14 protein-coding genes are annotated in these 13761 nt (G+C 49.8%); 12 read left to right on the top strand and 2 right to left on the bottom strand.

Translation table 11 applies throughout. The features are described 5' to 3' along the window. Positions 1-8: 8 nt before the first annotated feature. Both K7G97_RS13350 and K7G97_RS13345 read right to left on the bottom strand, forming a co-directional pair. Positions 9-1862, bottom strand: a complete 1854-nt coding sequence (locus K7G97_RS13350) for a hypothetical protein (RefSeq protein ID WP_223040757.1) — start codon at positions 1860-1862, stop codon at positions 9-11. A 108-nt stretch (positions 1863-1970) separates the two neighbouring features. Further along, the gene (locus tag K7G97_RS13345; protein ID WP_029342501.1) at positions 1971-2477 is read right to left on the bottom strand and encodes a competence protein ComK; all 507 of its coding nucleotides are present in this window, start codon (positions 2475-2477) and stop codon (positions 1971-1973) included. Between the two features lie 251 nt (positions 2478-2728). On the opposite strand from K7G97_RS13345, the gene K7G97_RS13340 reads away from it, so the two are divergent. The 12 genes from K7G97_RS13340 (at position 2729) to K7G97_RS13290 (ending at position 13671) form a co-directional block, all read left to right on the top strand. Next, a complete protein-coding gene (locus K7G97_RS13340) occupies positions 2729-2929 on the top strand; it encodes a cold shock domain-containing protein (protein WP_023469248.1) in 201 nt (66 codons plus the stop codon). Between the two features lie 280 nt (positions 2930-3209). After that, complete coding sequence (gene hpf, locus K7G97_RS13335; RefSeq protein ID WP_023469247.1) at positions 3210-3773, top strand: ribosome hibernation-promoting factor, HPF/YfiA family; 564 nt, start codon at positions 3210-3212, stop codon at positions 3771-3773. An 84-nt stretch (positions 3774-3857) separates the two neighbouring features. After that, entirely contained in the window at positions 3858-3986 is a 129-nt protein-coding gene (locus K7G97_RS17505; protein WP_255343755.1) for a hypothetical protein, read from the top strand. Between the two features lie 3 nt (positions 3987-3989). Beyond that, positions 3990-6509 carry a preprotein translocase subunit SecA gene (gene secA, locus K7G97_RS13330; protein ID WP_195864522.1) on the top strand — a complete coding sequence of 840 codons (2520 nt, stop codon included), beginning with the start codon at positions 3990-3992 and terminating at the stop codon, positions 6507-6509. Between the two features lie 68 nt (positions 6510-6577). Beyond that, complete coding sequence (gene prfB, locus K7G97_RS13325) at positions 6578-7678, top strand: peptide chain release factor 2 (RefSeq protein WP_223040756.1); 1101 nt, start codon at positions 6578-6580, stop codon at positions 7676-7678. 60 nt (positions 7679-7738) lie between these two features. Continuing rightward, complete coding sequence (locus K7G97_RS13320; protein ID WP_223040755.1) at positions 7739-8506, top strand: class I SAM-dependent methyltransferase; 768 nt, start codon at positions 7739-7741, stop codon at positions 8504-8506. Beyond that, positions 8506-9009: a GNAT family N-acetyltransferase gene (locus tag K7G97_RS13315; protein WP_223040754.1), complete on the top strand. Its 504-nt coding sequence runs from the start codon at positions 8506-8508 to the stop codon at positions 9007-9009. Before K7G97_RS13320 ends, K7G97_RS13315 begins: the two co-directional genes overlap by 1 nt. Before the next feature lie 97 nt (positions 9010-9106). Next, complete coding sequence (locus K7G97_RS13310; RefSeq protein WP_023469242.1) at positions 9107-9976, top strand: YitT family protein; 870 nt, start codon at positions 9107-9109, stop codon at positions 9974-9976. 115 nt (positions 9977-10091) lie between these two features. Next, positions 10092-10463 (top strand): cytochrome c551, encoded by a 372-nt coding sequence (cccB, locus tag K7G97_RS13305; protein WP_223040753.1) that lies wholly within the window; start codon positions 10092-10094, stop codon positions 10461-10463. Positions 10464-10657: 194 nt separating this feature from the next. Beyond that, positions 10658-11344 carry a cell division ATP-binding protein FtsE gene (ftsE, locus tag K7G97_RS13300; RefSeq protein ID WP_029342495.1) on the top strand — a complete coding sequence of 229 codons (687 nt, stop codon included), beginning with the start codon at positions 10658-10660 and terminating at the stop codon, positions 11342-11344. Beyond that, positions 11334-12233, top strand: a complete 900-nt coding sequence (gene ftsX, locus K7G97_RS13295) for a permease-like cell division protein FtsX (RefSeq protein ID WP_058704575.1) — start codon at positions 11334-11336, stop codon at positions 12231-12233. Before ftsE ends, ftsX begins: the two co-directional genes overlap by 11 nt. A 40-nt stretch (positions 12234-12273) precedes the next feature. Beyond that, positions 12274-13671, top strand: coding sequence for a M23 family metallopeptidase (locus tag K7G97_RS13290; protein WP_223040752.1), 1398 nt, complete (start codon positions 12274-12276; stop codon positions 13669-13671). Positions 13672-13761 lie beyond the last annotated feature (90 nt).

Here is a 13761-nt window from a genome sequence, read left to right as displayed (position 1 = left end):
TCTCCTTTTTAGATACGATAGTCGTAGCCACGTGGCGTCTCGTCTTGCTTGACGGTCTCCGTCACTTGCTCACGCGTGAACGGACGGAACTGGATTCGGACGTCTTGGTAACCAGTCGCTTGTAAGGCGTCCGTCGTTCGGTCGAGGAACGGGGTCGCCAGTTGTTCAAGAACGGGAAAATCATTTTCAATCGTGATCTGCATCTTTCGGTTGACGGTCTCAACGCGGATACCGATTTCACCGAGGCGCGGCGTGTTGAGCTGGACATATAACGTATTGTTTTCCCAGTCGATCACTTCGTCCGGACGTTTATTTTGCAAGTGAACGTGGAGTCCTGCCGTCGCTTCGACGAGTTGGACCGGTAGTGCGAGCAGAATCTGGTTCAACTGTTGCTGGCTGTCCGGTTTATTGACTTGCTGTTGTGCTGCAAGGAACGTCTGCAGTTTGGCGGCTTCCGGATTCGCTGCCGGCGTATTCAGTTTCAGTTCCGCCGTCTGAAGCTGAAGTGTCTTTTGGACGGTCTCTTGCAAGAGGCGCGGGCTGTTCTGTTGCGGCTCATATGGAACGGCTTTTGTTGCGACTTGCGTTGGCAGCGTTGGTGCTTGCGGCGGCAGTCCTTGCATCTCCGGTAAGTAGGTCGGACGAACGTTCGCTGGCGCATAGCGGAACGCTTCAAAGGCGACTCGGACTTCCTGTAAGACGGCTTTAGCTTCCGTACCGCGTCCGAGTAATGCCAGTTCCGCACCCCGCTCGAGTTTCGATAAGAAATGAATCAGCTGTTTTTCATCTTTCATCGAGGTATGCAGTAAAGCATCCGTTTGCTGGAAGACTTGTTTTAAGCGTTGCGCCGTGCTCTCGATGACGGCGACCATTTGGACCGGACGTGTCTCGACGAGCGGCTCGATTTGCCGGAGTTGTGAGACGATCGTTCGCTGTTGGCTCTTGAAATCATTCGTAATCTCAGCGAGGCGTGGCGTCACTTCACGGACAAGCGTCAAGGCAGACCGGACCTGTGCCGTTTGCCCTGCTTGAGCTTCCGGTTGACTTGCCCGTGCCGTTAGACCAATCAGTTGCTCGCGGACGCTCGTCTTCGGCTCAAGCGGCACTTGCGGGAAGTAGGGCGCCAGTTGTTTGCGAACGGTTTCGACATCGCCTCGTTCGAGCGTAGCGACGAGTGCCGGGCGTTTTTCCGCTGGAAGGTGTTCAATGTATTGCCGGATATGCAAGGGCGACGCTGTCTCGATCTCGCGTTGCGTCGGTAGTGTGACGCGAGCGACGTCCAGCGCGACGGCTTTTTCAAACGTCGGCTGCTCCTTTAAGGCGTCTCGTTCCGGCAGGACGTCCGGATAATCTTCCGTCGTCGCCAGAAGACTCGCGATCAAGACGTCGGCGTCAACTGGCAGTGTCGTGTCCGGTCGCGACACGAGTTCGAGTGCTAAGTTCTTGTACGTGCCTTGCAATGCCGTCACGAGCTGAGCGACGATTTCCGGTGTCTGCGGCAGTTGACCGCTTGCGAGTAACTTCGCAACGGCTTGCTTTAGTTCAGCCGGCACGCCTTCTAGCAAAGCAGGATCAACATTTGATGGAACGGACAGGACAGGTGGGGTTTCCGCATCCGGTGTCGCGGGTGTCAGTTGTTCGATCAAGTAACCTTCTGCGGTCTGTCCTTTGACCTTGAACTGGAAATCACCTGTTGGGACGTCGCCCGTGAAGGTCATCTCGATCTTATCCCGACCGACCTGGACGAGAGCCGTATGTGGACCGGTCTGCTCAAGGACCGTACCTTTATAGGTCTTCGTCTCCGAAAGCGGCGCCTGACCAGGGGATTGCGCCGGACGTGCCGGGTTCAATTGGATGTTCATCGAGAAGCCTCCTTGTTTTTTAAAACTATCATCTCATTATATATCGGCAGAAACCAAAAAGGATTGAGCGAATTCATCGCCCAACCCTGATTTTTTTACGTTCACTGCTTAAGATTTGATTGCATTAAAGCGTTCCTCTAATGTCATCGCGTTCAATTGTTGATAACGAGCCATCAGCTCGCCAGTTGCTTTCATTTGGTTGCGGACGATGTAAGGAGAGGCGTTTACGGGAAGGATCATGCCATTACGAGTCTTGAGCTTCGTCTGTCCGTCTTCCTCGATGACTTCGGACATGTGGCTCCAAGCGTACCACTCGCAATCATCACGTTTCGGTGATTTCGTTGGGAAAAACACGAGGCCAAGTGTCGGTTCAATGACGACTGGGACTTTTCCTTTTACAGATGCGACACGTTTTGCTGTCACGATGCGTTCCTCAATGGAACTGTTGTATTGCCTGCAGGAAAGCTGCAGTAGTTGATACGGCCGAAGCGGTGTCATGATGGTCGAGCCATCCTCGAGTACGATGATGGATTGCTTCATCATGTCGTAGCACGGGAGAATCGCCACCGTCCGTTTCGTGATTCGATACTTTTCGTCATTATGGAATGGTCGCATTCGACTACATCCTCCTTAAGATAGGACAATGGATAAAATAGGTAATTACTAACGATATAATACAATAATACAACTGTAATGACAACGTAATTTTTTAAAATATAGACCAATAAGTAGGGAATATTATTCATTTTTCGGAATGAATTCAAATTAATCAGAATTTTTAATTGTCAATAATTCCTTCTTTTGATAGACTAAGCCGTAGAGAGCTTGCTCTCGAACTCTGGTTTGCGAAGGGAACGTGAATTCGAATGGAACAAGGTAAAGTAAAATGGTTTAATGCTGAAAAGGGTTATGGTTTCATCGAGACGTCTGACGCGAAAGACGTATTCGTACACTTCTCAGCGATTCAAGTCGATGGTTACAAATCGCTTGAAGAAGGCGAAGAAGTGGAATTTGAAATCGTTGAAGGCGATCGTGGTCCACAAGCTGCGAACGTTTCAAAGATCTAATCCAATAGCAGCCGCCACCGTTTTTAGGCTATTCGCCTAAAAGCGGTTTTTTGTTTTGAGTTCGATCAAAACGGGTATATACGTTAACATCAACATGCTTCAATATTATCGTACGCTAAGAACAGGTAGGAATGTTCATGACAATGTCATCGTTTTCATGGTCTTCCTTCACTTATCGTGCTATAATAAAAACGAACCAAAGAATTTCGAATATTCAGAAGGAAACGACTGAAGTATCTCGAATTCATAGGTTCAACCGGTTACTTAAGGAGGAGTTTACATGATCTACAACATTCGCGGTGAAAACTTGGACGTCACAGATGCTCTCAAGGATTACGTCGAGAAAAAGCTTGAAAAGTTAACTCGTTATTTTACAACTCCTACGGAAGCGCAAACGGCTTATGTCAATCTCAAAGTCAACAATGAGAAGCAAAAAGTCGAAGTGACGATTCCAATGCCAAACCTCTTGCTCCGTGCAGAGGATATCAATGGCGATATGTATGCAGCAATCGACCTCGTCGTCGATAAGCTCGAACGTCAAATCCGGAAACACAAAACGAAGTTGAACCGGAGAGGACGCGCTAAAGAAGGCGGCATCGGAGAGTACTTCAAAACGCTCGAAGGACCGGAAGCGGAAGCGCCAGTCTATGAAGAGGACGAGGCAGAACTCGAACTCGTTCGGACGAAGCGTTTCACACTCAAACCAATGGACACGGAAGAAGCGATTCTTCAGATGGACATGCTCGGACACGCATTCTTCGTCTTCTCAGACGCAGAAACGGGCAACACGAACGTCGTCTACCGTCGTAAGGATGGTCGTTACGGTTTGATTGAACCAGAATAATGAATGCAACAGGGACTCGCTCTTACGGGCGAGTCCCTTTTTGATATGATGGAAAACTATTTTTAAACAAGGTACGTTTGCTCTATGACGAAAGACCGAGACCGCTACTCGGTCCGCTTGTTGAAATTTGACGTCGTATTCGGTACACTGAATAAAGGAAAAATCTCGGAATTCTGTTCGTTCAAAGAATCGTTCGAAGTAAGGGGACTGTAAGGCATGGCTAATTTTCTAAAAGAATTATTTGCACCAACGAAACGTGTCCTGAAGAAAGCCGAAAAAGCAGCAGACGCTGTGGAAGCATTCGAGGCACAAATCGGTGCGTTATCGGATCAAGAACTCGAAGGAAAAGTCGTTGAATTCCGTGAGCGTCTCGCTAACGGAGAAGACTTAGATGATATTTTACCGGAAGCTTTCGCGGTCTGTCGCGAAGTTTCGACACGCGTTCTCGGCATGCGCCACTACCGCGTTCAGTTGATCGGTGGATATGTCCTGCACAACGGGGACATCGCTGAAATGAAAACCGGGGAAGGTAAAACGCTCGTTGCAACACTCCCTGTGTATTTGAATGCCCTCGCTGGCAACGGCGTTCACGTCGTTACCGTCAACGAATATCTCGCAAAACGTGACCGTGACATCATGGAGCCTCTTTATGCGGCTCTTGGTTTATCAGTCGGCTTGAATCTCTCAAGCATGTCACGTCAGGAAAAACAAGCAGCCTACAGCTGTGACATCACGTACGGAACGAACAACGAGTTCGGTTTCGACTACTTGCGTGACAACATGGTCCTTTATAAAGAAGACCGTGTTCAACGACCGCTCCATTACGCTGTCGTCGATGAAGTCGACTCAATCCTCGTCGATGAAGCGCGGACACCACTCATCATTTCAGGGTCTGCTGAGAAATCGACAGCGCTCTATTCGCAAGCAGATGCATTCGCGAAGATCATGAAAGCAGATGAAGACTACACGGTCGACATCAAAACGAAGAGTGTCCTGTTGACGGAGCAAGGGATCGACCGCGCTGAGAAATATTTCGGCATCGATAACCTGTTTGGTCTTGAGCACGTCTCACTCAACCATCACTTGAGCCTCGCACTGCGGGCGAATGCCGTCATGCATCGTGACGTCGACTATATGGTTCGTGAAGACGAAGTCATGATCATCGACCAGTTCACAGGTCGTGTCATGGAAGGGCGTCGTTACTCAGAAGGTCTGCACCAAGCGATCGAAGCGAAGGAAGGCGTCGAGATTCAACGCGAATCAATGACGCTTGCGACGATCACGTACCAAAACTTCTTCCGGATGTACACAAAGCTTGCCGGGATGACGGGTACAGCGAAGACGGAGGAAGAAGAGTTCCGTAATATCTACAACATGCACGTCGTACCGGTTCCGACGAACAAACCAGTCGTCCGAAACGATATGCCGGACTTAATCTTCAAGACGATGAACGGGAAGTTCGCTGCCGTCGCAGACGAAATCGAACGTGCCCACCGCGAAGGACAGCCTGTCCTCGTCGGTACGGTTGCCGTTGAGACGTCGGAGTTACTCAGCAATATCCTCAAGAAACGTGGCATCCGTCACGAAGTCTTGAACGCGAAGAACCACGCGCGTGAAGCGGAAATCATCGAGAACGCCGGTCAAGCGAACTCGGTCACGATCGCAACGAACATGGCGGGTCGTGGTACCGACATCAAGCTCGGTCAAGGTGTATTGGAAAAAGGCGGTCTCTACATCCTCGGAACAGAGCGTCATGAATCACGCCGTATTGATAACCAGCTCCGTGGTCGTGCCGGTCGTCAAGGGGACCCAGGGGCATCACAATTCTATCTGTCACTTGAAGATGAATTGATGCGTCGTTTCGGTTCTGATTCGCTGCAATCGATGATGGATCGTCTCGGAATGGATGATTCACAACCAATCGAGAGCCGGATGGTGTCTCGTGCCGTTGAATCAGCTCAAAAACGCGTCGAAGGCAACAACTTTGATGCGCGGAAACAAGTCCTCGGCTACGATAACGTCATGGCGGACCAACGGAAAGTCATGTACGCGGACCGGGCAGCGATTCTCGATGCGGGTTCCGTGTCAGACATCGTCCGTCCGATGATCGAGCAGACGATCGAAGCAGGCGTCCATCAGTACACGCCGGTCGAGTTCGTTCCGGAAGAGTGGAGCATCGGTGCGCTTGCGGAATGGGCGAACCAGACGCTTGCAATCGAAGAGAAGGTCACGGAAAGCGACCTCTTCGGAAAAGAACGCGAAGAAATCATCGAGTTGCTCAAAGAGCGGACATTCGCACACTACGAGCACAAACGGTCAGAAGTACCAGCCGAAGCATTTGATGAGTTCGAAAAAGTCATCGTTCTTCGTGCCGTTGACCAACACTGGATGAACCACATCGATCAAATGGATCAACTCCGTGAAGGGATTCACCTCCGGGCATACGGTCAAAACGACCCGCTCCGTGAATACCAATCGGAAGGTTCGATGATGTTTGATGCGATGAACGCTGCGATCGCTGAAGAAGTGACGCAATTCGTCCTTCGGGCAGATCTCGATCCAAACCTCAAACGCGAAAAAGTCGTTCAAGACGAAGTCGCGGTTTCGGGTAAGGAAGATAAAGCGGTCAAGAAAAAGCCGGTCCGGAAAAATCCAAACGATCAAATCGGACGCAACGATCCGTGCTGGTGTGGATCCGGTAAGAAATATAAGAACTGTCACGGCCGTCAGGCATAAGTGATGAATCGACTGAAAGAGAGGCAGGAGATTCCTGCCTCTTTTCACGGAAAGAGAAGGTGGAACACATGGAATTAGCAGAAATTCGCAACACCGCCGAGTGGATGGAAAAGAAACTCGACGAATATAAGGCATCACTCGACCTCGAGTCGAAGATTGCCCGGATCGAAGAACTTGAAAACGAGATGACGTACCCAGACTTCTGGAACAACCAGGAATCGGCACAAAAAGTCATCGATGAGTCGAACGGCTTAAAAGCGATGGTCGACAAATACAAAGAACTCGAAGCAGGTCACGAGAACGTCGCTTTGACGTACGAATTGATCAAGGAAGAGCCGGATGCGGATCTTCAAGAAGAGCTCGAGTTAGAACTTGGAGACCTCAAGAAGAAGTTCGAAGACTTCGAACTACAAATCCTCTTGAACGGCGAATATGACGCGAACAACGCGATCCTCGAGCTACACCCAGGTGCGGGTGGTACCGAGTCGCAAGACTGGGCATCGATGCTGTTGCGGATGTACCAACGTTTCTGCGACAAGCAAGGCTGGAAAGTCGAAACGATGGACTACCAACCGGGTGATGAAGCAGGTGTCAAATCGGTCACGCTCCGTATTCAAGGGCACAATGCCTATGGATACTTAAAAGCCGAAAAAGGGATCCATCGTTTAGTCCGGATCTCACCGTTTGACTCGTCAGGTCGCCGTCATACATCGTTCGTCTCGTGTGACGTCATGCCGGAATTCAACGATGACATCGACATCGAAGTCCGTACGGAAGATTTACGGATCGATACGTACCGTGCCTCTGGTGCCGGTGGGCAGCACATCAATACGACGGACTCGGCTGTCCGGATCACCCACGTTCCGACAGGTGTCGTCGTCTCATGTCAACAAGAACGGTCGCAGATCAAAAACCGTGAAGCGGCAATGAAGATGTTGAAAGCGAAACTCTACCAACGCGAAATCGAAGAGCAACAAAAGAAACTCGACGAAATCCGTGGTGAAAAATCGGATATCGCATGGGGTAGCCAAATCCGTTCGTACGTCTTCCACCCATACAGCATGGTCAAGGATCACCGGACGAACTACGAAGTCGGGAACACGCAAGGAGCAATGGATGGTGACATCATGGGCTTCATCGATGCGTACCTCCGTCTGATGAATATGTAAGACAACCAACCAGTCGGACGATGTTCGACTGGTTTTTTGACCGTCAAAGGGGGAACAGTGATGCAGGAGCAAAGTCGAATCAACAAACAAGCGTGGGAGTACCGGGCGTATGAATTTTGGGAGAAACGCGATGGAACACCGGCAGAATATGCGGCGATCATCAAACAAGATCCAGCCGCATGTTTGAAGAAGCATCGTCGTCATTTCGAAGACGTCGCCGGGAAGACGATTGCGAACATCTATGGTTCGAACGGACGCAAGGCGGTGCCGTTAGCGTTACTCGGGGCAGACGTCACCGTGTTTGATATCTCAGAGGAGAATGCCAAGTATGCGCTTGAACTGGCGCAGCATGCTGAGACATCAATCCACTATGTCGTCAGCGATCTATATGCGATTGATCTTGAACGATATCGCAATACGTTTGATCTCCTCTACTTAGAAGGCGGGATTTTGCATTACTTTGCGGATCTCGAGCGTTTTCTGCAAATTCTCTTTACAATCTTGCGACCCGGTGGACAGTTAATCCTTAGCGACTTTCATCCAGTCGGTCGCTGGATCGATGCGGATTTGACGTATCGACCGCGTTATTTCGATCAAGCGTTACAAGCGGGTGACCTGGCATATAAGACACACTTTACGGACGAGGAGCAAGTCGATTTTCCGGACGTCTCCGTCCGTTACTTTACGCTGAGTGAGATTTTAAACGGCGTCATCGCAACGCGTTTCACATTAGAACGATTCGACGAGCATCGTGGCTGGAACGGTGAGAACATTCCGTCCGAGTTCACGCTACTCGCAACGAAACCACTCGAAGGGAGCAATAGCTGATGATCATTCGTAAAGAAGGCTTTAAGGATGCAGCGGGAATCCGGCTTGTCCATGAAGCAGCGTTCGAGCAACCGAACGAAGCGAACCTCGTTGATGCGTTACGCGAGGACGATGCGGCGCAACCAGTCTTCGGTCGCGTCGCTGTGACTGACAAAGGGGAAATCGTCGGTCATATTCTCTTGAGCCGGATCCATATCGATGACATTCCGTCACTTGCCTTAGCACCAGTCGGCGTCCTGCCCGCGTGGCAACGAAAGGGGATTGGCTCTGAGTTGATCCGTCAAGTGATTGAGGATGCGCGGGATGCTGGCGAATCACACATTGTCGTGCTTGGTCACGACAGCTACTATCCACAGTTCGGTTTCGAACGGGCGATCGACTACGGCATTGAGCCACCGTTCCCCGTTCCGCCAGAGGTCTTTCTCGTCCTTGCACTTGAACGGAATGGGTTGCGTGGTGTTAGTGGCATCGTCCGCTACAGTCCGCCCTTTAGTGCGGTATAAAGGGAACACTGTGAGTTGTTCCGCCTCTCTAGTCGTTGTCTGACTTTTCCGCTAAAATGAAACACGAGAATCAATCGATAAGGGGAAATGGAATGTCATGACATCGACACGTCAGGAAGTCGTGCGCGATTATGCGTATTTGTTAATCGGGTCCTTGTTCGTCGCAAGTGCCTTTAGTTTATTTTTAGCACCGAATCAACTCGCCTCAGGAGGCGTCAGTGGCTTATCAATCGTCTTGAATGATTTGTTCGGGATCTCACCAGGCTTATTCCAGCTCGTCGCGAACGTCGTCTTGCTCGCAATCGGGTGGATGATCCTCGGGATGGGCTTTGGTGTCAAATCACTTGTCGGTTCAATCTTTTTACCGGTCGTCATCCTCGTCTACGAACGGTTCGATGTTCCGGCTGCGACGATGAATCCGATGCTTGCCGCGATCTTCGGCGGTGCCGGTGTCGGGATCGGACTCGGTCTGATCTTCCGGGGACGAGCGTCGACTGGGGGAATGGATTTGATTGCGCAAATCCTACATCGTTTCACGAAATTGCCGCTTCATCTCTGTATCGCCTTGCTCGACGGAACGATCGTCATCAGTGCAGCTACGATTTTCTCGCTCGAGATTGGACTGTATGCGCTCGTCGCCTTATTCATCACCATCAAGATGATCGACGTCGTCCAGCTCGGGATCACGAACGACAAGCTCGCCTATATCATCTCCGATCAACGGGAAGCGTTAGTGAAGGAAATTTTCGAGACGCTCGATCGCGGGGCGACGGAGATCGAGGCGGCAGGTGCGTTCACACGGACACGGAAACCGATGTTGATGGTCGTCGTTCGTCAAGGAGAGATCACGACATTAAAAGAAATCGTCAAACACATCGACCCGTCAGCGTTCCTCGTCGTCAGTGAAGCGCATGAAGTACTCGGTCTCGGCTTCACGGATGATAAACGCTACCGCAATGTGCCGTAATTGTTCCGAACTCGTGAAGTTTTTGTGAAATCACGCTTAACTCTTCCGGATAACGGTTATACTCTAACTAGGTCAGAAGTGTTTATGTAGATACTTACAAGAGGGGGATATCCGGATGAAGCTGAAAAACTTGTTACTCGCGTTAGGGTTAGGGACAACACTCGCGCTTGCAGCATGTGGCGGTAGTGACGACTCAAGCTCTAGCGATTCGTCAAGTACCAAAGAAGAGTCGACGATGAACGATGATTCGTCGAAGACGGAAACAGCTGTTGATGCGGAAAAAATCTTCGCGAACAACTGTGCATCGTGTCACGGGAACAATCTTGAAGGGAATGTCGGACCGAACCTGACGAAGGTCGGCTCGAAATATTCTTCAGAAGAGATTCAAAAAATCATTAAGAACGGTAAAGGGCAAATGCCTGCTGGAATCCTCAAAGAGGATGAAGAAATCGTTGCCGTTGCTGACTGGCTCGCAGATAAAAAGTAATTATGGGATATGATGGGGTACGAGATGACACACACGACATGTGTTCGTCATTCGTACCTCTTTTTTGTGGTATAATCGCCTGAAATGACATTTGATTGTAATGTGCGTTCAATTTTGTCCCTGTTATAATGGTGGTCGGTAGGTTTTTGGACCTATCCATTCAGCATCAGTAAATAAGTAAGGATGTGAAGTACGTGATCAAGATGCAACGAATCAGTAAGATTTATCCGAACGGCGTCACGGCACTCCGTGAGGTCGATTTGACGATCAATCAAGGCGAATTCGTCTATATCGTCGGTCCGTCGGGTGCGGGTAAATCAACATTCATGAAAATGATGTACCGCGAAGAGAAACCAACGAGCGGTTCATTTTTATTTAAAGGAATCGAAGTCGGTAAGCTGAAGAACCGTCAAATCCCCGAACTTCGTCGCCAAATCGGCGTCATCTTCCAAGATTTCAAACTACTCCCGTCATTGACGGTTTATGAAAATGTCGCCTTCGCGCTAGAAGTCGTAGGAGAAGACAAATCGCAAATCCGGAAGAAAGTTCTCGAGGTCCTCGATCTCGTGAAGCTCAAGCATAAAGAGCGTAACTATCCGGATGAATTATCTGGGGGCGAACAACAACGGATCTCGATCGCGAGAGCCATCGTCAATCGTCCGTCACTCGTCATCGCCGATGAGCCGACTGGGAACCTGGACCCGGATACAGCATGGGAGATCATGGAAGTATTCGAAGAAATCTATCGCCGTGGGACAACGGTCGTAATGGCGACACACAACCGAGACATCGTTAACAAGATGCGTCATCGTGTCTTAGCGATCGACGGAGGAAAAATCGTCCGAGACGAAGAGAAAGGAATGTACGGCTATGAAGTTTAATGGATTCCGTCATTTACGGGAAGGGGCAAAAGGTCTCGTCCGGAACGGCTGGATGACATTCGCTTCTGTCAGTGCTGTTACCGTCACTTTACTTCTCGTAGGAATATTCGCAATGCTCATGTTCAACGTCAACAAGATTTCCGATAACGTCGAAAAAGACGTTGAAATCCAAGTGTTCGTCGAACGAGAAGCAGACCAGTCGAAGATTGATGCAGTAGGTGATTCCCTCAAGCAGATGCCGGGTGTCAACTCTGTTCGTTATAGTTCGAAAGAAGAAGAACTGGACCGCTTCAAGGAGCAACTTGGCGAAGGCTCACAAGCCTATCAGTCGGTTGAAAAGGATAATCCACTTCACGACCGATATATCGTCAAAGCTACCTCACCAAAAGAGACAGAAACACTTGCAAATTCCATCAAAAAAATGGAAAATGTAGATAGTGTCGAATATGGTAAGGACTATGTTAAAAAGATGTTTAACTTCCTTGAAGGAGTTCGGATCGGTGGAATCATCCTGATCGTCGGATTGACATTCATGGCAATGTTCCTCATTTCGAACACGATCAAAGTCACGATCTTCTCCCGTCGTCGGGAAATCGAGATCATGCGCCTCGTCGGAGCGAAAAACGGATTCATCCGTGCACCGTTCTTCGTCGAAGGATTATTGATGGGTATATTAGGTGCCATCATCCCGATCGTCGTCGTCTACTTCGGTTACGAAGTTTCATACAACGCGATCCAACCCCAACTTGCTACCGTGAATGCGGGAATCTTCTCGCTGATTCCACCAGGTGAATTGTCGGCACAAGTCGTCTTGATCCTGCTCGGACTCGGTGCATTCATCGGTGTATGGGGATCAACGACATCACTCGGTCGTTTCTTGAAGATTTAAGGGATTCACTCAAAAATAAAATAGAGGAGAGATGCTTCTCATGAAAGTCCGATTCTATTCTGCCGTCCTGAGCTTAGCTTTGATTGGAACTAGTGTGTCCGTTGATGCCACGTCGAAAGAAGATTTGCTGAAGGAACAACAGGAGGTCGAAAGTCGTCTAAAAGAGACGGAACGATCACAGAATCAGACATCAGAGAAGTTAATCTTGACGAAACAGGAGCGCAAGGAAGCCCGTGCGCAACTGGATGAAGTCAACAGCCGTTTGGATGATTTAGCGCTTAAAATAGCCGATCAACAAGCGGCTGTTGCTGCATCTAAGGAACAATTGCGTCTGACGGAAGAAGCGATTTCCGAGACGTTGAAGGAACTGCATCAGCAAGAAGAGTTGCTCGGAAGCCGATTGCGTGCCGTTCAGCAAAAAGGAGATGTCAAATACATCGAGGTCTTGCTCGACGCGAAGGATTTCGGTGATTTGATTTCGCGTTTCAGTACGGTCAGTGAGATCATCAAGCAAGACGATAACGTCTTGCAAGCCTATAAGGCGAACGTCAAGCAGCTGAACGAACAACGCTCGGAACAAGCGTTATTACTGGAGAGCATGAAACAGGAACAACGGAAGTTGCTCGTGCTTCAGACGCGGATCATCGCGGAGTCTGATTTGAAGCGAAAGCTCGTCGTCCAGTTGAACACGAAGGTCAAGGAACTACAACAAGAGCAGTTCTCGAAAGCCGAAGAGGCGGAAATCCTCGCGGATCAGCGTCGTCTGATCCAAAACGAACTAATTGCCCTACAAGAAGCGGAACGAAAAGCAAAAGAAGAGGCGAAACGCAAAGCCGAAGAAGCGGCACGAGCAGCAGAAGTCAAACGTCAAGCGGAAGCCGCAGAAGCTGCACGAGAGGCAGCGGCGCAACAGGAACAGAAACAAGGAGAGACATCGAAAGCAGAGACACCTAAAACAGAAACGTCGGTTCCAGAGACCGAGACGCCAAGTGCAACACCGGATACGAGTGTTGATGTCGACGTCAGTCGACCATTCCACTTACCGGTCAAAGGTTATGTGTCGTCACCATTTGGTCCGCGGAACAATCCGTTGACAGGGAAACCGGAGTTGCATACGGGCATCGATCTCGTCAATGCGAAAGGGACTCCGATTCATGCGGCAGCCGGTGGGATCGTCCTCCGTGCCGGTAGTGCGACCGGTTACGGAAATGTCGTCATGGTGACGCATTTGATCGACAGACAGGTCTATACGACCGTCTATGCGCATCTAGACTCGATCAGTGTGTCGGCGGGACAAACGGTCATGCCCGGTCAGACGGTCGGGACGCTTGGCTCAACCGGCTGGTCAACAGGACCGCATCTGCATTTCGAATTGCATAAGGGAGAGTGGGCGGTCGGACAACCGAATGCAGTGGACCCGGCACCGTACATCTTTTGACATCCCATAGAATACCGAAAAGATAGGGTAACCTATCTTTTTTTGCTATACTGAAAAAAATACTGCGTTTTTTAACGGAAGTGGGGAATC

The organism is Exiguobacterium acetylicum (assembly GCF_019890935.1).
In the GTDB taxonomy this organism is placed as follows: domain Bacteria; phylum Bacillota; class Bacilli; order Exiguobacteriales; family Exiguobacteriaceae; genus Exiguobacterium_A; species Exiguobacterium_A abrahamii.
The sequence above is the reverse complement of the archived record's forward strand: the minus strand, read 5'-3'. Positions and strand labels throughout refer to the sequence as shown.

Coding starts and splice junctions, on each gene's coding strand:
- K7G97_RS13350 (WP_223040757.1), bottom strand. CDS start 1,862: ATGAACATCCAATTGAACCCGGCACGTCCGGCGCAATCCCCTGGTCAG.
- K7G97_RS13345 (WP_029342501.1), bottom strand. CDS start 2,477: ATGCGACCATTCCATAATGACGAAAAGTATCGAATCACGAAACGGACG.
- K7G97_RS13340 (WP_023469248.1), top strand. CDS start 2,729: ATGGAACAAGGTAAAGTAAAATGGTTTAATGCTGAAAAGGGTTATGGT.
- hpf (WP_023469247.1), top strand. CDS start 3,210: ATGATCTACAACATTCGCGGTGAAAACTTGGACGTCACAGATGCTCTC.
- K7G97_RS17505 (WP_255343755.1), top strand. CDS start 3,858: ATGACGAAAGACCGAGACCGCTACTCGGTCCGCTTGTTGAAATTTGAC.
- secA (WP_195864522.1), top strand. CDS start 3,990: ATGGCTAATTTTCTAAAAGAATTATTTGCACCAACGAAACGTGTCCTG.
- prfB (WP_223040756.1), top strand. CDS start 6,578: ATGGAATTAGCAGAAATTCGCAACACCGCCGAGTGGATGGAAAAGAAA.
- K7G97_RS13320 (WP_223040755.1), top strand. CDS start 7,739: ATGCAGGAGCAAAGTCGAATCAACAAACAAGCGTGGGAGTACCGGGCG.
- K7G97_RS13315 (WP_223040754.1), top strand. CDS start 8,506: ATGATCATTCGTAAAGAAGGCTTTAAGGATGCAGCGGGAATCCGGCTT.
- K7G97_RS13310 (WP_023469242.1), top strand. CDS start 9,107: ATGACATCGACACGTCAGGAAGTCGTGCGCGATTATGCGTATTTGTTA.
- cccB (WP_223040753.1), top strand. CDS start 10,092: ATGAAGCTGAAAAACTTGTTACTCGCGTTAGGGTTAGGGACAACACTC.
- ftsX (WP_058704575.1), top strand. CDS start 11,334: ATGAAGTTTAATGGATTCCGTCATTTACGGGAAGGGGCAAAAGGTCTC.
- K7G97_RS13290 (WP_223040752.1), top strand. CDS start 12,274: ATGAAAGTCCGATTCTATTCTGCCGTCCTGAGCTTAGCTTTGATTGGA.